Annotated in this window: 16 protein-coding genes; 2 read left to right on the forward strand and 14 right to left on the reverse strand. The window is 61.3% G+C overall.

Annotated features, from left to right (window positions below; genetic code table 11):
• Positions 1 to 137: 137 nt before the first annotated feature.
• The 4 genes from EX00_RS29895 to EX00_RS29910 form a co-directional block, all read right to left on the reverse strand.
• Complete coding sequence (locus tag EX00_RS29895) at positions 138 to 521, reverse strand: AGROH133_08824 family phage infection protein (RefSeq protein ID WP_047466036.1); 384 nt, start codon at positions 519 to 521, stop codon at positions 138 to 140.
• 108 nt (positions 522 to 629) lie between these two features.
• A complete protein-coding gene (locus tag EX00_RS29900) occupies positions 630 to 2,861 on the reverse strand; it encodes a primosomal protein N' (RefSeq protein ID WP_047466038.1) in 2,232 nt (743 codons plus the stop codon).
• Positions 2,862 to 3,421: 560 nt separating this feature from the next.
• Complete coding sequence (locus EX00_RS29905; protein ID WP_047466040.1) at positions 3,422 to 4,150, reverse strand: nucleoside/nucleotide kinase family protein; 729 nt, start codon at positions 4,148 to 4,150, stop codon at positions 3,422 to 3,424.
• Positions 4,147 to 5,103 carry a GNAT family N-acetyltransferase gene (locus EX00_RS29910; protein WP_047466042.1) on the reverse strand — a complete coding sequence of 319 codons (957 nt, stop codon included), beginning with the start codon at positions 5,101 to 5,103 and terminating at the stop codon, positions 4,147 to 4,149. The genes EX00_RS29905 and EX00_RS29910 overlap by 4 nt, the downstream gene beginning before the upstream one ends.
• 243 nt (positions 5,104 to 5,346) lie before the next feature.
• On the opposite strand from EX00_RS29910, the gene EX00_RS29915 reads away from it, so the two are divergent.
• Both EX00_RS29915 and EX00_RS29920 read left to right on the forward strand, forming a co-directional pair.
• On the forward strand, positions 5,347 to 6,282 hold the full coding sequence (locus EX00_RS29915; RefSeq protein WP_047466044.1) for a tyrosine recombinase XerC: 936 nt from the start codon (positions 5,347 to 5,349) through the stop codon (positions 6,280 to 6,282).
• A gap of 136 nt (positions 6,283 to 6,418) precedes the next feature.
• The gene (locus EX00_RS29920; RefSeq protein WP_047466046.1) at positions 6,419 to 7,510 is read left to right on the forward strand and encodes a TraB/GumN family protein; all 1,092 of its coding nucleotides are present in this window, start codon (positions 6,419 to 6,421) and stop codon (positions 7,508 to 7,510) included.
• On the opposite strand, the gene EX00_RS29925 is transcribed toward EX00_RS29920, so the two are convergent.
• From EX00_RS29925 to sucC, 10 genes are all read right to left on the reverse strand, one after another.
• Entirely contained in the window at positions 7,488 to 8,000 is a 513-nt protein-coding gene (locus tag EX00_RS29925; RefSeq protein ID WP_047466048.1) for a DUF2867 domain-containing protein, read from the reverse strand. The two genes, EX00_RS29920 and EX00_RS29925, sit on opposite strands and share 23 nt — an antisense overlap.
• A gap of 159 nt (positions 8,001 to 8,159) precedes the next feature.
• Positions 8,160 to 9,566: a dihydrolipoyl dehydrogenase gene (gene lpdA, locus EX00_RS29930; protein ID WP_047466056.1), complete on the reverse strand. Its 1,407-nt coding sequence runs from the start codon at positions 9,564 to 9,566 to the stop codon at positions 8,160 to 8,162.
• Positions 9,567 to 9,675: 109 nt separating this feature from the next.
• A complete protein-coding gene (locus EX00_RS29935; protein WP_047466059.1) occupies positions 9,676 to 10,314 on the reverse strand; it encodes a LysE family translocator in 639 nt (212 codons plus the stop codon).
• An 18-nt stretch (positions 10,315 to 10,332) separates the two neighbouring features.
• Entirely contained in the window at positions 10,333 to 11,088 is a 756-nt protein-coding gene (locus tag EX00_RS29940) for an SDR family oxidoreductase (protein WP_047466061.1), read from the reverse strand.
• Positions 11,085 to 11,588 (reverse strand): hypothetical protein, encoded by a 504-nt coding sequence (locus tag EX00_RS29945; protein WP_047466062.1) that lies wholly within the window; start codon positions 11,586 to 11,588, stop codon positions 11,085 to 11,087. Before EX00_RS29945 ends, EX00_RS29940 begins: the two co-directional genes overlap by 4 nt.
• A complete protein-coding gene (locus tag EX00_RS29950) occupies positions 11,588 to 12,337 on the reverse strand; it encodes a DUF4241 domain-containing protein (RefSeq protein ID WP_047466063.1) in 750 nt (249 codons plus the stop codon). Before EX00_RS29950 ends, EX00_RS29945 begins: the two co-directional genes overlap by 1 nt.
• Positions 12,338 to 12,351: 14 nt before the next feature.
• Positions 12,352 to 13,581, reverse strand: a complete 1,230-nt coding sequence (gene odhB / locus EX00_RS29955; RefSeq protein WP_047466065.1) for a 2-oxoglutarate dehydrogenase complex dihydrolipoyllysine-residue succinyltransferase — start codon at positions 13,579 to 13,581, stop codon at positions 12,352 to 12,354.
• A gap of 240 nt (positions 13,582 to 13,821) precedes the next feature.
• Positions 13,822 to 16,806: a 2-oxoglutarate dehydrogenase E1 component gene (locus EX00_RS29965; RefSeq protein WP_047466072.1), complete on the reverse strand. Its 2,985-nt coding sequence runs from the start codon at positions 16,804 to 16,806 to the stop codon at positions 13,822 to 13,824.
• A gap of 176 nt (positions 16,807 to 16,982) precedes the next feature.
• Complete coding sequence (gene sucD, locus EX00_RS29970; protein WP_047466074.1) at positions 16,983 to 17,885, reverse strand: succinate--CoA ligase subunit alpha; 903 nt, start codon at positions 17,883 to 17,885, stop codon at positions 16,983 to 16,985.
• Between the two features lie 6 nt (positions 17,886 to 17,891).
• Positions 17,892 to 19,088 carry an ADP-forming succinate--CoA ligase subunit beta gene (sucC, locus tag EX00_RS29975; RefSeq protein WP_047466075.1) on the reverse strand — a complete coding sequence of 399 codons (1,197 nt, stop codon included), beginning with the start codon at positions 19,086 to 19,088 and terminating at the stop codon, positions 17,892 to 17,894.
• Between the last annotated feature and the right edge of the window lie 24 nt (positions 19,089 to 19,112).

Raw genomic sequence — 19,112 nt, forward strand, 5'->3', positions numbered from 1 at the left:
TTCGTCTAACATAGGATATTGAGACTCGCAACACGCGTATTGGCCGAATACGCCATTCGAGTGAATTTATGATGGCAAAAGTTCAGAAGCATGGGGATAGCGCAGCTAATAACGGCTAGCGCATGCCCGATTTTGGCTCAAATATAACCAAAGCCGTATAGAAGCGGTAGAGCGGCCATTGCCGCCTGAACAACCACAAGCAGCAGATTGAGCCATGCACTTCCCCGGTCGGACATGATCGAGAGAATCCGGCCGAAGGCGGCGATCGCAAAGGACGCGCCCAACGCCAGATAGATCATCGGCTGGGCGAGCAATATCGCAACCACCCCGAAGCCGAGGTAGAAACCGCCGGCCGAGCGGGCCTCGGCATAGGCCTCCGTTCGCCCCTCGCGCACCTGCAGCCGAAGAAAGCGATAGGTGTAGCCCGGCGCGAACATCACAACGAGACCAATGAAGGCCGTGAAAGCCGCCGAGCAATAGGCAAGCCGCTCGCCCAGATCAGTCGGAAAATAGAACTCCATCGATCGTCCCCAAATCAGCCCAAATCAAATCAACCATATGAACAGATCGACATATGGCATGATCCGGCGGAACAGGGGAAGACGTGGCGGCGACGCTGTGGACAGGAATCACAAGAAGCTCTGCGGATCGATATCCAGTTGCACATGCACCGACCCGCGCTCCTTTGGCGCCTGCGCCAGCATGGCCCTGAGAAATCCCTGCATGTCGGAATTGCGCTTGCCGTGCACAAGCAGGCGGAAGCGATGGCGGCCACGCACCAGAGCGAGCGGCGCTTCCGCCGGCCCGAGGACGGAGATGCCCTGCACCTGCGGTGCGGCGCTGCGCATGCCGCGCGCGTGGGTCTCGGCGTCCTGGCGCGTTTCGGCCGAGACGATGATCGAGGCAAGCCGCCCGAAAGGTGGCAGCACCGCCCTCTCCCGCTCGGAAATCTCGCGCTCGTAGAAGGCGCTGGCGTCGCCGGAAACGATCGCCTGCATGACCGGGTGCTGCGGCTGGTAGGTCTGCAGCAGGCCGTGGCTCTTGAGGCCGGTTCGCCCGGCGCGGCCGGTCACCTGCGACAGGAGCTGGAATGTCCGCTCGGCGGCGCGCGGATCGCCATTGGCAAGGCCGAGATCGGCATCGACGATGCCGACCAGCGTCATCAGCGGGAAATTATGTCCCTTGGCGACGAGCTGCGTGCCGATGACGATATCCGCCTCGCCCTTGGCGATGGCGTCTAGCTCCAGCCGCAGCCGTTTGACGCCGCCCATGATATCGGAGGACAGCACGATCGTCCGCGCATCGGGAAAATGCCGTTCCACCTCTTCGGCAATGCGTTCGACGCCTGGCCCGCAGGCGACGAGATGGTCGAGCGTGCCGCATTCCGGGCATGCTTCCGGCGTCCGCTCGGCATAGCCGCATTGATGGCACTGGAGCTGACCACGAAACCGGTGCTCCACCAGCCAGCTTGAACATTGTGGGCACTGGAAACGATGGCCGCAGACCCGGCAGAGCGTCAACGGCGCATAGCCGCGCCTGTTGAGGAACAGCAGCGATTGCTGCCCCTTCTCCACCGTCTTGCCGATCGCCCGGATCAACAATGGCGACAGAAAGCCGCCGCGCTCCGGCGCGTGCCGGCGCATATCAACCAGATGCAGGTCCGGCATTGCCGCGTCGCCAAAGCGCGTCGGCAGATGGATGGTGCTGTAGCGCCCGCTCTGGCCGTTGACCTGGCTCTCGACCGAGGGCGTCGCCGAGACCAGGACGACCGGGAAATCGGCGATGCGGCCGCGCACCACCGCCATGTCGCGAGCGTTATAATAGACGCGATCTTCCTGCTTGTAGGCGGGATCATGTTCCTCATCGACGATGATCAGGCCGAGATCCTCGAAGGGCAGGAACAGCGCCGAGCGCGCGCCGGCAACAACGCGAACCTCGCCGGTCACCGCCTGCCGCCAGACCTTTTCGCGCGTGCGCGGCGCCAGATCAGAATGCCATTCGGCCGGCTTGGCGCCGAAACGATCCTGGAACCGCTCCAGGAAACTCGCCGTCAGCGCGATTTCCGGCAACAGGATCAGCACCTGCTTGCCACGCTTCAGCGTCTCGGCGATCGCCTCGAAATAGACCTCGGTCTTGCCCGAGCCGGTAACGCCATCGATGAGCGAGACGGAGAATTCCTGTTTACGCACCTCGGCCAGGATCTCATCGGCCGCTTCGCGCTGCGGGCCTTCGAGCCGCGAGGCGGCGTAATCCGGATCCGGCTTGGCAACGAGGGGCGGTGGCGGCAGGAACACGGTTTCGAAGACGCCCTGCGTGATCAGCCCGTCGATGACGCTTGTCGAAACGCCCGCGGCATGCGCGAGGCCCGTGCGCGTCCAGGAGAGACCGTCATTCGCCATCTCCATCACCCGCGCGCGCGCCGGCGTCAGCCGCTCCGGCACGCCACCGGCAAAGCGCAGGCCCTCGACCATCGGCTCGGGATCGAAGGCAGCCGGGACCCTCAGCGCCATGCGAGCAACAAGGCCGGGCGGCGATAGCGTATAGGCCGCGACCCAGTCGATGAAATCGCGCATCTCCTTGGCAAGCGGTGGGCAATCGAAGACACGGCTGATCGGCCGGAGCTTCTTCGGATCGACACCACCTTCGTCGCCACCATCCCAGACGACGCCGATTACCTGCCTCGGCCCAAGCGGCACCTGCACGACCGAGCCGGGCTCGACCGCCATGCCTTCCGGCACCGCATAGGAATAAGGTTTCGGCGCCGGCATCGGCACCAGAACCGGGACCGTACGGGTCATCACTGCTTTAGCGGGCGCAGCCTCGAACAGCGCACCGAACAGATCGGAAGAATCTTTACTCATTGCGCCAGACCATGCCCCGAGCGGCGGCAAAAGAAAACCCGGGAGTGGTTCCTGACTGCTCGCAAAATGCGGGCGGTCCGCAAGCTACCCTGAATATCAGGGCCCTATGTAGCAATGCCACCAATGACCGCTATTGGCCCTAAGCGGACCAAATGGGCGGCGCTTCTCTAATCAACGGGCGCTTACGGTCCGCTGGTTTCGTTATTTCTTCTTCTCTTGATCGTGATGCCACTTGATGGCGAAGAACATCCCCGTGCCTAACACGAGAAGCTTGAGCGGAAAGAAGACTATAGGGAACCAATCCCACATTTCAGATATTTCCAGGCTATTAATTGACATTATCTATCGTGAGGGAGCACTACCTCAAAACTGCTGCATACAATATCAGCCATGTTGACGCAGATGAGATCATAACATTCCCATCACACGGCATGAGTGGGCTTGCCCCATGTTTCCGGACAGGTTGTTTTACCTAACAAGCTGGTGATCGCTTCTGGCGCAAAGTTGCCATAAATGCCCCGTCCCGGTTAGTGACATCCTGCTACCTAATTCCGTGAATATCAGAGATTTCGCGATGCTGCAGAAAGCCTGCCATCTCCCCTAATCCGGAGAGCAGGATGATAGAAATTGTCATTGTTGAAAATTGCATCGGCAACAGACGCAGGCGCGCACAAGCGCTCATAGAGATCAAAAGCCGGCCGGTACCGATCCGCATAAAGCTGACGTGTGGCCTCCGCTCCGCCCAAGTGCGCGGCATCGCGATCTATGCCCCGTTGCTCAGAGACACGTTCCGAGGTTTCGACGAAGATCGCCAAGTCCCATCCGTCGCGCAGCTCGGACCGCTGCAGAAAGGTGCCATCCACGATGAGGATGGCGTCCGCCGAAGCGAATTGCGGGGCTTGTTCGACGGGCTGGTCGCTATCGAGGTCGAAGGACGCCGTGCGGTACCAGCCATCACCGTCAGGCCCCAGGGGACTGAGAAGCAGCGCATCGATGGCGGGAAGGTCGCGCGCATCATAATAATAGCCCTCGGCCGATTGCCGCCCGCGTGCATAGCGTTCCACCCTTGGCCTGTGGAAGCCGTCGATCGATGTGCGAATAACGTCCCTGCCTTTGACCGAGAGACAACTGGCCAATTCGTTCGCCAGCGTTGTCTTACCGGATGCCGTCCTCCCGTCGATCGCAACGCGAACGGGCCTCGCCGATTCGGCGTTTGCGATCATGGCGGCGAGGTCATTCAACAAGGTTGCCCTCAATGAGGACGTCTCATCGCTGACAACAGCGCTCATGCGGAATGTTCCCTGACCTCGGCCACCATATCCGCAGACGCAACCGGCGCGCTGAGCGGCGCAAACCTCGCATCACCATCACGAGCCAGATCGAAGACCGTGTGCTTCTCCAGCGCCTTGGTGACCTCATTGACGTCGCCGTCGAGGTGCTCGGCCGGGATCAGATTGCCGATCAGGAAGTCGAAGCGGTCGCCGCGCTTGTTGAGAAGTTCGTGGAACACCGTCATGTCGCGCAGCTCCGTCGACCATTTGGCGAACCAGTAGAACAGTCCGGAATTGCGCGCCGTCAGATGCACCGGCAGGATCGGCAGATTGTATTTGCGCGCAAGGCCCACGGCCGAGGTCTTCCAGGGTCGCTCGTTCAGTCTGCCGTTTGCCCAATAGGCGATGCGGCCGGACGGGAAGAGCACGGTGACTTTGCCCTCGGCAACGGCGCGATTGGTCAGCTGCAAGGTCTCGCGCGTCTTCAGTTTGCTCTTGTATTCGTCGCGCCATTCGACCGGGATGATCATCTCGGAAAAGCGCGGATTGACCCGCACCGCATCGCGATTGGCAAACACCATCATGTCGGGCCGGCGCGACTTCAGGAGATCGAAGACGGCGACACCATCGGCAATGCCGGTCGGATGGTTGCTGACGAGGATGAACCCACCCGAAGCGGGTATGCGCTCGGCATGGGTCACGCCGATATCGAGCTTCAGCAGATCGCTCATATATTCAAAGCACTGGAAGCCCGGCAGCTTGGCGACGTCATCGGCGAATTCGATCGCCTTGTTGTAGCGCAGCAGCGTATAAAGAAACGGCCGCATCACCGGCCAGAGCGGGTTGCGAACGATCTTCTGGCCGCGCTCGGCAATCAGCGTATCGACGATATGTCCGGGCTGGCCCTGGGACACCAAAGCGATCGCTTCTGCAAGTTGTCCCAATGCAGTTATCGAACCGCGACGTGCCATGAAATGCCCTGGATGGTTGGGTTGTACTCTATCGCAATCGAATATGATCGAAGCATGACAAGCGCCTCGCGCATAACCACTTAAATCCGATTTGATTTAAGGAGCAGCTTATACGCAGTTGAAAAGGACTACTGTGTTCTTTCCGCACGCAAAGGAAGCGCGGCGCAGTAGGATTGTTAGCGATTCCATAACCTTCCCCACTTCAAAGTGGCAGAATGATTTTGGAATTCAAGGGGTTTTCCACTGAACGAGTTGTTGATCATAGCCGACCCCAAGTTGATGGACGAGCGCAGCCGCTGGTTGGAGGTGCTTGGTCAGGAACGGCGGCTTTCCGCCCACACGCTGGATGCCTATGAGCGCGACACCCGGCAATTCCTGACCTTTCTCACCGGGCATCTTGGTGGTCCGGCAAGCATCAAGGATATCCAAGCGCTGCGGCCCGCCGATTTCCGCGGTTTTCTCGCCGCGCGCCGCAAGGATGGCGCCGGCGCGCGTTCACTCGGGCGCAATCTCGCCGGCCTTCGTTCGCTGCTGCGCTATCTCGAAAAGAAAGGCCTGGTGAATGCCGCGGGTGCGGCCGCGGTCCGCTCGCCGAAGCAGCCGAAATCGCTGCCGAAACCGCTGTCGGACACCCAGGCCATCACCGTCGTCAGCGACGAGGCGCAGATGCATGATGAACCCTGGATCGCCGCGCGCGACGCGGCGGTGCTGACCCTGCTCTATGGCTGCGGCCTGCGCATCTCCGAGGCGCTGGACATGACGCCGGACGATATCCGCCCCGGCGCGACGGCGCTGCGTATCACCGGCAAGGGCAACAAGACACGGCTGGTGCCGCTGTTGCCCATCGTCGTCGAGGCGGTCGAGAGATACCGCGCGATCTGCCCCTATCATCTCGGCGCCGGCTCCCCCCTCTTCCGTGGCGCGCGCGGCGGAAAACTGCAGGCCGGCATCATCCAGCGCGGCATGCAGAAGCTGCGCAGCGCCTTCGGCCTGCCGGACACGGCGACGCCGCATGCGCTGCGCCATTCTTTCGCCACGCACCTGCTTGCAGGTGGCGGCGATCTGCGCACGATCCAGGAGCTGCTCGGCCATGCCAGCCTATCGACGACGCAGGTCTATACCGGTGTCGATTCCTCCCGTCTGCTGGAAGTCTACGATCGGGCTCATCCACGCGCGTAACAAAGCGTTAACCCCTCGCGTTAAGGGAATATGCGCTTCGGGCGGATAGAGCAGAGACCAGTTTCGGCATGATCCTGTCCGGACGCTGCTTCGTGGCTTTCGGGATCATATGTTCTGCTTTTTTTGGAAGGTTGGGATGATATCTGCTCTCGGGATCAAGACGGCGCGGCTGACGGCACCGAGGCCTGGTGATATTCTCCTCTGGCTGGCGACGGCGTTTCCGGTGATGCTGGTGATCGCGCTGATCGTTGCGGCGTTGTCGTCAATGCCGGCGCATGCCGACGAAACCGCGTCGGACAGCTGCGGCGGCAAGAACCTCATGACCGACCTGCAGAAGAGCGATCCCGCGAAATATGCCTCTATCCTTGCCGATGGCGACAAGGTGGCGAACGGCAAAGGCATCTTCTGGAAAATCGAAAAACCCGGCCTGAAGCCCTCCTGGCTGCTCGGCACCATGCATGTCAGCGACACGCGCGTAACGACCATGCCGAAGGGTGCTGCCGAGGCCAGCGCCGCGGCCGATACGATCATCGTCGAATCCGATGAAATCCTCGACGATAAGAAAGCAGCGGCCGCCCTCTTCATCAATCCGTCGCTGACCATGCTGCCGAACGGCGGAACCATCGGCCAGCATCTCTCGCCCGAGGACAATACGCGGCTGGAAGCGGCTCTGAAACAGCGCGGCGTGCCGCTTGTCGCGGTCTCCCACATGCAGCCCTGGCTGATTTCAAGTTCTTTCCAGATGACCGGCTGCGAAATCCGCCGCAAGGCGTCCGGCGTGAAATTCCTCGATCAGAAACTTGCCGCCGATGCCACTGCGGCCGGCAAACAGGTCAAGGGTCTGGAGACGCTCGCCGAACAGGCCAAGGCGATGAGCGACCTGCCGATCGAGCTGCACCTGAAATCGCTGATGCAGACGCTGGAGCTCGGCGACAGGATCAACGACATCAACGAAACGATGACCGACCTCTACCTCGCCGGCAATGTCGGCGCGATCATGCCGATGCTGAAGACCATCGACCCGGACCAGAATCTGTCCGACGACGACGCCGGCACCTTCGAGCAGCGCATCGTGCTCGACCGCAACAAGGTGATGGCCGAACGCGCGGCCCCGATCCTCACCAATGGCAACGTTTTCATGGCTGTCGGCGCGCTCCACCTGGCCGGCGACAAGGGATTGGTGGCGCTGCTGCGCAAGCAGGGCTTTACGGTGACTGCGGTCGACTGAGCGCGCCCATTCGTTTGCCAAAATCGATCAGCATCGTCCGGACAATCAGCCGGTGGAATGGTGCAATCACGGCGAGATAGATCTTACCGAGCAGGATGTTCCGCTTCACCAGCGTCGTCGCATCGACGAGCCGGCGTCCCTCACCATCATCCCGCACATCAATCACGACGCGAAAATTGAGATGCTTGTCATCGAATCCGAGAACGATCTGGTTGTCCGATTTGCTGACAACCGGGAAGAAACCGACCATCTCCGCCCCGCCCGGTGCACGATACTCGGAGGATTTCAGGCCGAAAACGCCAGTCACTGCGTCGCGCAGCCTGAGCAATGACCGCACCCAGAGCGGAAAATGGTCGAGTATCATGCCCGCAGCAGCGATCGCCGTGAAATCCGATGTCGGAACTTGCAGCTCAAAACAATCCGCCCAATCCGCACCCGGCAATGCGGGGTGTGGCATACGTGGTTCAATCATTATTGGCTTTGTCGACATCGTCTCATCCGCTGCCTCAGTTGCCACAACCTAGCACGATCGACACACAGCAAGGCACACAAACAGCAGCTGCGGCAATTCGCCAGGCCAACCGGCAAAGGAAAGCGGCGGCCGTCATCACAGCCGCCGCTCACATCAAAACAGACGTCTTCTTACAATTTACATATGGATCGGCTTGAAGAAGGTCGCGAGTGCGGCTTCCTTCACGGCTTCCGACATGGTCGGGTGCGCGTGGCAGGTGCGGCCGAGATCTTCCGAGGAGCCGCCGAATTCCATCAACACGGTGATCTCGTGGATCATCTCGCCGGCACCGAAGCCGACGATATGGCCGCCGAGAACGCGGTCGGTTTCCTTGTCTGCCAAGATCTTGACGAAGCCGTCCGTCGCCAGCATGGCGCGAGCACGGCCGTTGGCGGTGAAGGGGAACTTGCCGACCTTGTAGGCGATGCCCGCCGCCTTCAGCTCTTCCTCGGTCTTGCCGACGGAGGCGACTTCCGGCTGCGTGTAGACGACGCTCGGAATAACATCGTAATTCACATGGCCCGCCTGGCCGGCGAGGATTTCGGCGAGCGCTACGCCCTCGTCTTCCGCCTTGTGCGCCAGCATCGGACCCTTCACCACGTCGCCGATGGCATAGATGCCGGCAACATTGGTCTTGAAGTGGCCATCGATTTCGACGCGGCCGCGATTGTCGAGCGCAACGCCGGCTTCTTCGAGGCCGAGGCCCGCCGTGTAAGGCTTACGGCCGGTGGAAACCAGCACGACATCGGCGTCGAGCACGACCTTGTCGCCGCCCTTGACGGGCTCGAAAGTGACCTTTGCGCCCTTGCCGGACTTTTCGACGCCGACAACCTTGGCGCCGAGATGGAAGGTGATGCCCTGCTTGGCGAGCATGCGCTGGAACTGCTTGGAGACTTCGCCATCCATGCCGCCGAGGATGTTGTCGAGATATTCGACCACCGTGACCTTGGAGCCGAGACGCGACCAGACCGAGCCGAGTTCGAGGCCGATGACACCGCCGCCGACCACGATCAGGTTTTCCGGCACCTTGTCGAGCGCGATACCGCCGGTGGACGAGATGATGACCTTCTCATCGATTTCGAGCGGCACGCCCGGAATGCCGGCAACGTCGGAGCCGGTGGCAATGACGATGTTCTTGCCCTCGATCTCGGTCACCGTGCCGTCTTCGGCCGTGACGGAAACCTTGCCGGCGGACACGATCTTGCCGGTGCCCTGGAAGGTATCGATCTTGTTCTTCTTGAAGAGGAAGGCGACGCCGTCGACGTTCGACTTCACGGTCGCATCCTTGTGCGCCATCATCTTCGGAAGGTTGAGCGTCGGCGCCGCGACTTCGACACCGAGCGCATCCATGCCATGGCCGGCATGATGGAACACTTCGGACGCGTGCAGCAGCGCCTTGGACGGAATGCAGCCGACATTGAGGCAGGTGCCGCCATAGGTGGCACGCTTTTCAATGACCGCGACCGTGAGGCCAAGTTGTGCAGCCTTGACGGCGCAGACATAGCCACCGGGGCCGGTTCCGATAATGATCACATCGTAGGACATGGCTTAATTTCCTTGTTTTGTATCTCTAGAGCGTCATGACACTCTAATTATTTGATTAAGCATGATCTTATCCGAAAACCGCTGCGCAGTTTTCGGGATCATGCTCGAGTTAATCTGCCGCCCGCGCCATGGCGAGGCGGATGCCGAAGCCGACAAGTGCGGCGCCGGTGATGCGGTTGAACCATTTGCCGCTGGCGATGAAACGTTCGCGGATCGGCTTGACGGTGAAGAAGACGGAGACGCCGGCAAACCAGGCGACCAGCGCCGTCGCCATGCCGATGCCATAGCTGAACTGGATCAGCGCCGGCGTATCGTGATGCACGAGCGTCGAAAACAGCGACAGGAAAAACAGCACCGGCTTCGGATTGAGCGCATTGGTGATGAAGCCCGTCGCCAGGCAACGCCAGACGGACACCGGCTTGCGGTCCTCGTCGGTGATCTCGATTTCCTTGACGTTGAAACCCGGCTCGCGGAAGGACTTGATGCCGAGATAGACGAGATAGAGCACACCGGCCCACTTGATCGCGCTGAACAGCATCAGCGATTGCGAGACGATCAGGCCGAGGCCAAGGATGGTGTAGCTGATGTGGAAGAGCAGCGAGAAGCCCATGCCGAGACCGGTCATCATCGCCGCGCGGCGGCCATGCACGATGCTCTGGCGCAGGATCACCGCAAAGTCGGCGCCCGGAACGACGATGAAGATCGAAAATACGGCCATCAGGCCGAGGAATTCCCAAACATACTGCATAGTATCCGCCTTCTCCGCTTACCGGCCGCCGCTCACATTGAGGATTGAGCCCGTTATATAGGATGCCTGGGAGCCCAACAGGTAGAGGACCGCGTCGGCAACTTCATCCGCTGTGCCGGCCCGCTGCATCGGAATGGTCGGGCTCAAGTCACGCACGCGGTCCGGCAACCCGCCGGAGGCATGGATATCCGTGTCGATGATGCCGGGGCGCACCGCATTGACGCGGATGCCTTCGGTCACGACTTCGCGCGCCAGCCCGATCGTAAAGGTGTCTATCGCGCCCTTGGAGGCGGCGTAATCGACATACTGGCCGGCCGAGCCGAGGATCGCCGCCATCGACGATATATTGACGATCGCTCCGCCCTTGCCGCCGTGACGGATCGACATGCGACGCACGGCCTGCCCGGCACAGAGGATCGAGCCGGTGATGTTGATGCGGAACATGCGCTCAAGCCGCTCGGGCGTCATTTCGTCCACGCGCTGCGGCACATCGACGATACCGGCATTGTTGACGAGGCCGTCCAGCCGGCCGAAATGCTGATCAACGGCAGAAAAGATCGACTGGATGTCAGTCGCCACGCCGACATCGCCGGCAACCGCGATCGCCTCGCCGCCGGCATCGCGGATCGCCGCGACCACCGTCTCCGCAGCCACCTTGTTGGAGGCATAGTTGACGGCAACGGCCCAGCCTTGCCGGGCAGCGGCTATCGAAACCGCGGCACCGATGCCGCGGCTGCCGCCGGTGACGAGAAGAACGGGAGACTTGTCGGTCATTCGTCGCATCCTTTCAGCGTCAGGACATCCCAGGGAGCGACGGTCGCCTTGCCTTTGCCCCAGATGATCGATTGCCGGATCGAGGGTCCGAGCGCCGGCAGAAACAGCCGCGCCGCGGCACCTGCGCCCTCCATCGGCAGTACACTGATGTCGCCCTTCATATCCGAGGCATAGACCATGCCCTGCCAGACGGTGCAGGCGCGCAGATCGGCGCCCGTCACATCGCCTTCCGGGCAATTAAACATGATCGTGCCATTGGCGTGCGGCCCATCGTCCGAGCGCATGATCACGCCCTCCGCCACGATCGACGTGTTACGGACGGCGAACTTGAATTTATTGCTGACGGCCGCCGCCGGGCCTGCCGGCTCGAAACGCAGCTCATAGGCATCGTCCATGTCGCCATAGACAGCCTTTTCCTGCACGCATTCGCCGGCGTGCGCCAGCGTTGGGATCGCCATGAACACCATCATCGCCCAGTGCAGGGGGACTAATCTTGCCATTACTCGCCCCCCGGTTCGCGCTGGCCGTCGGCATTTTCGGTCACCCCGAAATCCGTGAACAGCACGAGGGGACGGCCATTGGCATCGAGCCCCCAGAAGACGGGATAGAAACCGTCGCCCCAACCGCTCCAGAAGACCGCGACATTGCCGCGTTTGCCGGCCAGCGGCCGATGCATGACATATTTGTCGTCGTTCACCTTGATCTCAGGCGCCAGGATATCGTCGTAATAATTGATGTCGGCAGAGGATTTCTCGGCGCGGACCTGCTGCTCCCGCTCCTGGATCAGGGCATAGGTGTCGGCATCCATGTAGCAGCCGAGACCGGCATCGACCGGATAGCCGAAGAACTCGTCGCCCTTCAGCGATTTGATATCCTGGCCGGCAATCACCGCCAGCTCCCAGCGCACCGGCTTGCCCGGACCAAACCGCAGGCTGGCGGCGGCAATGCGGCTAAAGGCTTGATAGAGTGTCACGGGATAGTTGCCGGGCGGAACGGTCCTGACGAAGGCCGGACGGTCCGGTCCGACCAGCGGATCGCTGGCAACGATGCGGCCCGAGGTCAGTTCGACATCGCCCATTTGGAAGGGGGTGATCGACCTTGAGGCAAGATCGGCGTTGCTGAGCGACGCCAGATCGAGATTGCTGCTGAGCTTTGCCGCGTCGAGGTCATCGGCGACGGCGGGCGATGGCAACCATGCGGCGACGGCACACAAAAGTCCGCGCATCGTCCGCATGGGCCATGTCCACATGAGCCAGCGCTCCCTTAGAGATCGAGAACGAGACGTTCCGGATCTTCCAGGCTTTCCTTGACGCGCACGAGGAAGGTCACGGCTTCCTTGCCGTCGACCATGCGGTGGTCATAGGAGAGCGCCAGATACATCATCGGGCGGATGACGACCTGACCGCCGATGGCGACCGGACGTTCCTGGATCTTGTGCATGCCGAGAATGCCCGACTGCGGCGCATTCAGGATCGGCGAGGACATCAGCGAACCGTAGACACCACCATTGGTGATGGTGAAGGTGCCGCCCTGCATGTCAGCCATCGACAGCGTGCCGTCGCGGGCAGCTTTCGCCAGACGGCCAAGCTCCTTCTCGACCTCGGCAATCGACATCTGGTCGGCATCGCGGATGACGGGAACGACCAGGCCCTTGTCGGTGCCGACAGCCATGCCGATGTGGCAGTAGTTCTTGTAGACGATGTCGGTGCCGTCGATCTCGGCATTGACGGCCGGGAGTTCCTTCAGCGCATGCGTGACGGCCTTGGTGAAGAAGCCCATGAAGCCGAGCTTCACGCCGTGCTTCTTCTCGAAGATGTCCTTGTACTTGTTGCGCAGGTCCATGACGGCCTTCATGTCCACCTCGTTATAAGTGGTGAGCATGGCGGCCGTGTTCTGCGCATCCTTGAGGCGGCGCGCGATCGTCTGGCGCAGGCGGGTCATCTTGACGCGCTCTTCGCGACCGGCGTCCTCGACCGTCGTCGGCGCGCGCGCGGCAACCGGAGCGGCCGGGACTGCGGCAGGCGCCGAAGCGGCCTTGGCAACGGCAGCGATCACATCGCCCTTCAGGACCTGGCCACGCTTGCCACTGCCATCGACCTGATCGGCGGAAACATTGCTTTCGGCAAGCAGCTTGGCGGCGGCAGGTGCCGGCGGCATGGCGGACGCCGGAGCGGAAACGGTAGGTGCGGCAACCGGGGCAGTAGCAGCAGCCGGAGCGGGTGCAGCAGCAGCGGCCGGAGCAGCGGCAGCACCATTGCCAGCCGAGATCTGGCCGAGCAGCGCGCCGAGACCGACAGTCTCACCGGCCTGGGCGACGATTTCGGACAGCGTGCCGGCAATCGGCGAGGGAACTTCGATCGTCACCTTGTCGGTTTCCAGCTCGACAATCGGCTCATCGACCTTGATGGCGTCGCCAACCTTCTTGAACCAGGTGCCGACGGTCGCTTCGCTGACGGACTCGCCGAGGGTAGGAACGCGGATTTCAGTGGCCATTGTTCAGATCCTGATTTTTCGTCTTATGAGTTAGATAGAATTTCCGGCGACAGATGGCCGGGGAATGATCGAGAGTATCGGCATTTCCGATGTCGATGACGCGCATGCCGAAGACGCTGTCGGCTCAAAGGCGGCGTGTTGCTGCATGGCGGCCATCTCCTCCCCTGTGGCGTCATGCGGAAAGCCGGAGCGCGATGGCACAAGTTTCAAATGAAAATAGGCCATCGCGCAACCCCTTGCTTAACCGCCGAGCGCATCCTCGAGGAATGCCGCCAGCTGCGACAGGTGCTTGGACATCAGGCCCGTCGCCGGAGAGGCGGCGGCCGGACGGCCAGTGTAGCGGACCCGCTGGTACTTGGCATCGATATGGGCGAGCACCCATTCCAGATAAGGATCGATGAAGGACCACGCGCCCATGTTCTTCGGCTCTTCCTGGCACCAGACCATCTCCGCATTGCGGAAGCGGCTGAGCTCGTTGATCAGCGCCTTGGCTGGGAACGGATAGAGCTGTTCGATGCGCAGCAGGTAGATATCGTCGATGCCGCGCTTTTCGCGCTCTTCCAGCAGGTCGTAATAGACCTTGCCCGAGCAGATGACGACGCGACGGATTTTGTTGTCCTTCTGCAGCTTGATCGGGCCGTCCTTTATCACTTCCGCATCGTCCCAAAGCAGGCGATGGAAGGAGGATTCTCCCGCCATCTCCGCCAGGCTCGACACGGCGCGCTTGTGACGCAGCAGCGACTTCGGCGTCATCAGGATCAGCGGCTTGCGGAAGTCGCGCTTCAGCTGACGGCGCAGGATGTGGAAGTAGTTAGCCGGCGTCGTAACATTGGCGACCTGCATGTTGTCTTCGGCGCAAAGCTGCAGGAAGCGTTCGAGGCGGGCCGAGGAGTGTTCCGGACCCTGGCCTTCATAGCCGTGCGGCAGCAGGCAGACGAGGCCGGACATGCGCAGCCACTTGCGTTCGCCAGACGAGATGAACTGGTCGAAGATGACCTGCGCACCGTTGGCGAAGTCGCCGAACTGGGCTTCCCAGAGCGTCAGCGCATTCGGACGGGCCAGCGAATAGCCGTATTCGAAACCGAGAACCGCTTCTTCCGACAGCATCGAGTTGATGACTTCGTAGCGGGCCTGGGTCGGCGACAGGTTGGCGAGCGGAATATAGCGCTCTTCGGTTTCCTGATCGTAGAGAACCGAATGACGCTGCGAGAACGTACCGCGCTCGCAATCCTGGCCAGAAAGACGGATCTTGTGGCCTTCGACAACAAGCGCGCCGAAAGCAAGCGCCTCCGCCATGGCCCAGTCGATGCCTTCGCCGGTCTTCACCATGTTGGCGCGGTTTTCCATGAAACGCTGGATGGTGCGGTGCGCATGGAAGCCGTCCGGAATTTCCGACAGCTTGCGACCAATCTCCTTCAGCGTCTTCATCGGTACGGCGGTCTTGCCGCGGCGCTGTTCGTCGGCATTGTCGGCCGCATGCAGACCCGACCACTCGCCGTCCAGCCAGTCGGCCTTGTTCGGCTTGTAATGCTGGCCGGCCTCGAACTCCTGCTCGAGATGGGCGCGCCAGTCGGCCTTCATCTTTTCGACTTCGCCGTCGGTCAGCACTCCCTCGGCAACCAGCCGCTCGGAATAGAGCTGCAGGACCGTCTTGTGGGCGCGGATGACTTTATACATGTTTGGCTGCGTGAAGGAGGGCTCGTCGCCTTCATTGTGGCCATAGCGGCGGTAGCAGAACAGGTCGAGAACGACAGGCTTGTGGAACTTCATGCGGAATTCGGTGGCGATCTTGGCCGCATAAACAACGGCTTCCGGATCGTCGCCATTCACATGGAAGATCGGCGCTTCGATCATCTTCGCAACGTCGGACGGATAGGGCGACGAGCGCGAGAAGGCCGGATTGGTGGTGAAGCCGATCTGGTTGTTGATGATGACATGCATCGTGCCGGCGACGCGGTGGCCGCGCAGGCCCGACAGGCCGAGGATTTCGGCAACCACGCCCTGGCCGGCAAAAGCGGCGTCGCCGTGGATCAGCAACGGCACGACCTTGGCGCGCTCGGACAGCGGAATGATGTCGCCATCCCAGAGGGTGGCGCCCATATCCTGCTTGGCGCGGGCCTTGCCCATGACGACGGGATTGACGATTTCCAGATGCGACGGATTGGCCGTCAGCGAAACATGCACCTTGTTGCCGTCAAAATCGCGGTCCGAGGAGGCGCCGAGATGGTACTTGACGTCGCCAGAGCCTTCGACTTCGTCAGGCGCGTAGGAGCCGCCCTTGAACTCGTGGAAGATCGCCCGGTGCGGTTTGCCCATGACCTGGGACAGCACGTTCAGGCGGCCGCGATGAGCCATGCCGAACAGAGCTTCCCTGAGGCCGAGCTGGCTGCCGCTCTTCAGGATCTGTTCCAGAGCCGGGATCAGCGATTCACCGCCGTCGAGGCCGAAACGCTTGGTGCCCTTGAACTTGACGTCAAGGAACTGCTCGTAGCCCTCGGCTTCGATGACCTTCTGCAGGATCGCCTTCTTGCGTTCCGGATTGAAAGCAATGCCCTTGTCGACGCCTTCGATACGTTCCTGGATCCACGCCTTTTCTTCCGGATTGGAGATATGCATGAATTCGACGCCGAGCGTCGAACAGTAGGTGCGCTCGAGGATCTCGATCATTTCGCGCACGCTCGCATATTCGAGGCCGAGCACGTTATCGATGAAGATCTTCCGGTCGAGGTCGGCCTCGGTGAAGCCGTAAGCTTCCGGCGACAGTTCCTTGTAGTCTTCGACCGCGGCGGCGATGCCGAGCGGGTCGAGCTTGGCGTGCAGATGGCCGCGCATGCGATAGGCGCGGATCATCATGATGGCGCGGACGGAATCGCGCGTCGCCTGCAGGATATCTGCGGTGTCGGCCGGCTTGCCCTGGGCTTCGGCCTTGGCCTTCACCTTGGTCTCAATGACCTTTTCGACAATGCCCCAATTGCCGTCGAGCGCTGAGACAAGCTCGCCATTGGCCGGGATCGGCCAGTTCTTGCGCTGCCACGAGGCGCCCTTGGCCGCCCGCTTCACATCGTCGGGACTGTCATCCAGCGCCTTGAAGAAGGACCGCCATTCGTCGGACACCGACGATGCGTCTTCCTCGTAGCGCGCGTAAAGCTGCTCGATATAAGCAGCGTTCGCGCCATCCAGGAACGAAGTGATCTGAAATTGCTCGTTGGCTTCTTGCCTTGCCATGGTGATATGCGGACGCCTTCGTCCGCCTCCCGACTTGTTTGCATTGCCGGCTTATGGACATCCGGCGACCGTATTTCGTCCACGGCCGCTTGGACCGCACATCTGCACTTACGAATTGGAGGGCCGGACGGGATGGGCGATTGCCGCTCCCCGTCCGGGTCTTGCTATAGGTAGGTTCAGCCCTTCAGGACTTCCACCAGCGTCTTGCCGAGACGCGCCGGCGACGGCGACACGCGAATGCCTGCCGCTTCCATCGCCGCAATCTTGTCTTCCGCGCCGCCCTTGCCGCCGGAGATCACAGCACCTGCATGGCCCATGGTGCGGCCGGGAGGTGCCGTGCGGCCAGCGATAAAGCCGACCATCGGCTTCTTGCGGCCCTTCTTGGCTTCGTCCTTGAGGAACTGCGCGGCTTCTTCTTCAGCCGAACCGCCGATTTCGCCGATCATGATGATCGACTTGGTTTCGTCGTCGGCGAGGAACATCTCGAGGATATCGATGAATTCCGTGCCCTTGACCGGGTCGCCGCCGATGCCGACAGCCGTCGTCTGGCCGAGGCCTTCATTGGTGGTCTGGAACACGGCTTCATAAGTGAGCGTGCCCGAACGCGAGAGAACGCCGACCGAGCCCTTCTTGAAGATGGAGCCCGGCATGATGCCGATCTTGCATTCGTTCGGCGTCATGACGCCGGGGCAGTTCGGTCCGATCAGGCGGGACTTCGACTTGTCGAGGCGATCCTTGACCTTGACCATGTCGGCAACCGGAATGCCTTCCGTGATGCAGACGATCAGCGGGATTTCCGCGTCGATCGCTTCGAGGATCGCAGCGGCAGCCCCTGCCGGCGGAACGTAGATGACCGAAGCATTGGCGCCGGTGGCGTCCTTGCCTTCAGCGACCGACTTGAAGATCGGCAGCTTTTCGCCTTCCTTGCCGGTCCAGGTTTCGCCACCCTTGGAAGGATGGATACCGCCGACCATCTTCGTGCCGTGATAGGCTAGCGCCTGCTCGGTGTGGAAGGTGCCGGTCTTGCCGGTCAGGCCCTGAACGAGAACCTTGGTGTCTCTGTTGATGAGAATGGACATCTTGCCTCAGGCTCCCTTGACTGCCTTGACGATCTTCTGGGCGGCATCGTCCAGGTCATCGGCAGAGATGACATCGAGATCGGATTCATTGATGATCTTCTTGCCGAGCTCGACGTTGGTGCCTTCGAGGCGAACAACGAGCGGAACCTTCAGGCCGACTTCCTTGACGGCTGCGAGCACGCCTTCGGCAATGACATCACACTTCATGATGCCGCCGAAGATGTTGACCAGAATACCCTGGACGGCCGGATCGGCGGTGATGATCTTGAAGGCCGCGGTGACCTTTTCCTTCGTGGCGCCACCGCCGACATCGAGGAAGTTCGCCGGCTCAGCGCCGTAGAGCTTGATGATGTCCATGGTTGCCATGGCAAGGCCGGCACCGTTGACCATGCAGCCGATGTTGCCATCGAGGGCAACGTAAGCCAGGTCGTATTCGTGAGCCTGGATTTCCTTCTCGTCTTCTTCCGACTTGTCGCGCAGCGCGCGGATGTCTTCATGACGGAACAGCGCGTTGCCGTCGAAGGAGACCTTGGCGTCGAGAACGCGCAGGCGGCCGTTGGTCATGACGATCAGCGGGTTGACTTCGAGCAGGGCCATGTCCTTCTCGACGAAGGCCTTGTAGAGGATCGGGAACAGCTTGGCGCCGTCTTCGCGGGCAGCCCCTTCGAGCTTCAGCGCGTCGGAAATGGCGGTCGAGTCAGCAGCGGTCACACCAGCAGCCGGATCGATGGCAACGGTGATGATCTTTTCCGGCGTGTCGTGCGCGACAGTCTCGATGTCCATGCCGCCTTCGGTCGATACGACGAAGGCAACCCGACCGACCGAACGATCGACCAGGATCGAGAGGTAAAGTTCGCGATCGATGTCGGCGCCGTCTTCGATGTAGAGGCGGTTGACCTGCTTGCCGGCCGGGCCGGTCTGCTTGGTCACCAGCGTATTGCCGAGCATGTCCTTGGAATTGGCAACGACGTCCTCGATCGACTTGGCGAGGCGAACGCCGCCCTTGGCGTCGGGGCCGAGTTCCTTGAACTTGCCCTTGCCGCGACCGCCGGCATGGATCTGGCTCTTGACGACGTAAAGCGGGCCTGGAAGCTGCTTTGCGGCGGCTTCGGCTTCCTCGGCGGAGAAGATGGCAACGCCGTCCGCGACGGGTGCGCCAAAGGTCTTCAGCAGAGCCTTGGCCTGATATTCATGAATGTTCATGGGTTTATCCCTGTTATAACGCGG

This window comes from Martinezella rhizogenes, assembly GCF_000799715.1.
In the GTDB taxonomy this organism is placed as follows: Bacteria; Pseudomonadota; Alphaproteobacteria; order Rhizobiales; family Rhizobiaceae; genus Rhizobium; species Rhizobium rhizogenes_C.

Bases quoted from the DNA above. Each gene is read 5' to 3' on its own strand.
- EX00_RS29895 (WP_047466036.1), bottom strand. From the start codon at position 521: ATGGAGTTCTATTTTCCGACTGATCTGGGCGAGCGGCTTGCCTATTGC.
- EX00_RS29900 (WP_047466038.1), bottom strand. From the start codon at position 2,861: ATGAGTAAAGATTCTTCCGATCTGTTCGGTGCGCTGTTCGAGGCTGCG.
- EX00_RS29905 (WP_047466040.1), bottom strand. From the start codon at position 4,150: ATGAGCGCTGTTGTCAGCGATGAGACGTCCTCATTGAGGGCAACCTTG.
- EX00_RS29910 (WP_047466042.1), bottom strand. From the start codon at position 5,103: ATGGCACGTCGCGGTTCGATAACTGCATTGGGACAACTTGCAGAAGCG.
- EX00_RS29920 (WP_047466046.1), top strand. From the start codon at position 6,419: ATGATATCTGCTCTCGGGATCAAGACGGCGCGGCTGACGGCACCGAGG.
- EX00_RS29925 (WP_047466048.1), bottom strand. From the start codon at position 8,000: ATGTCGACAAAGCCAATAATGATTGAACCACGTATGCCACACCCCGCA.
- lpdA (WP_047466056.1), bottom strand. From the start codon at position 9,566: ATGTCCTACGATGTGATCATTATCGGAACCGGCCCCGGTGGCTATGTC.
- EX00_RS29935 (WP_047466059.1), bottom strand. From the start codon at position 10,314: ATGCAGTATGTTTGGGAATTCCTCGGCCTGATGGCCGTATTTTCGATC.
- EX00_RS29940 (WP_047466061.1), bottom strand. From the start codon at position 11,088: ATGACCGACAAGTCTCCCGTTCTTCTCGTCACCGGCGGCAGCCGCGGC.
- EX00_RS29945 (WP_047466062.1), bottom strand. From the start codon at position 11,588: ATGGCAAGATTAGTCCCCCTGCACTGGGCGATGATGGTGTTCATGGCG.
- EX00_RS29950 (WP_047466063.1), bottom strand. From the start codon at position 12,337: ATGTGGACATGGCCCATGCGGACGATGCGCGGACTTTTGTGTGCCGTC.
- odhB (WP_047466065.1), bottom strand. From the start codon at position 13,581: ATGGCCACTGAAATCCGCGTTCCTACCCTCGGCGAGTCCGTCAGCGAA.
- EX00_RS29965 (WP_047466072.1), bottom strand. From the start codon at position 16,806: ATGGCAAGGCAAGAAGCCAACGAGCAATTTCAGATCACTTCGTTCCTG.
- sucD (WP_047466074.1), bottom strand. From the start codon at position 17,885: ATGTCCATTCTCATCAACAGAGACACCAAGGTTCTCGTTCAGGGCCTG.
- sucC (WP_047466075.1), bottom strand. From the start codon at position 19,088: ATGAACATTCATGAATATCAGGCCAAGGCTCTGCTGAAGACCTTTGGC.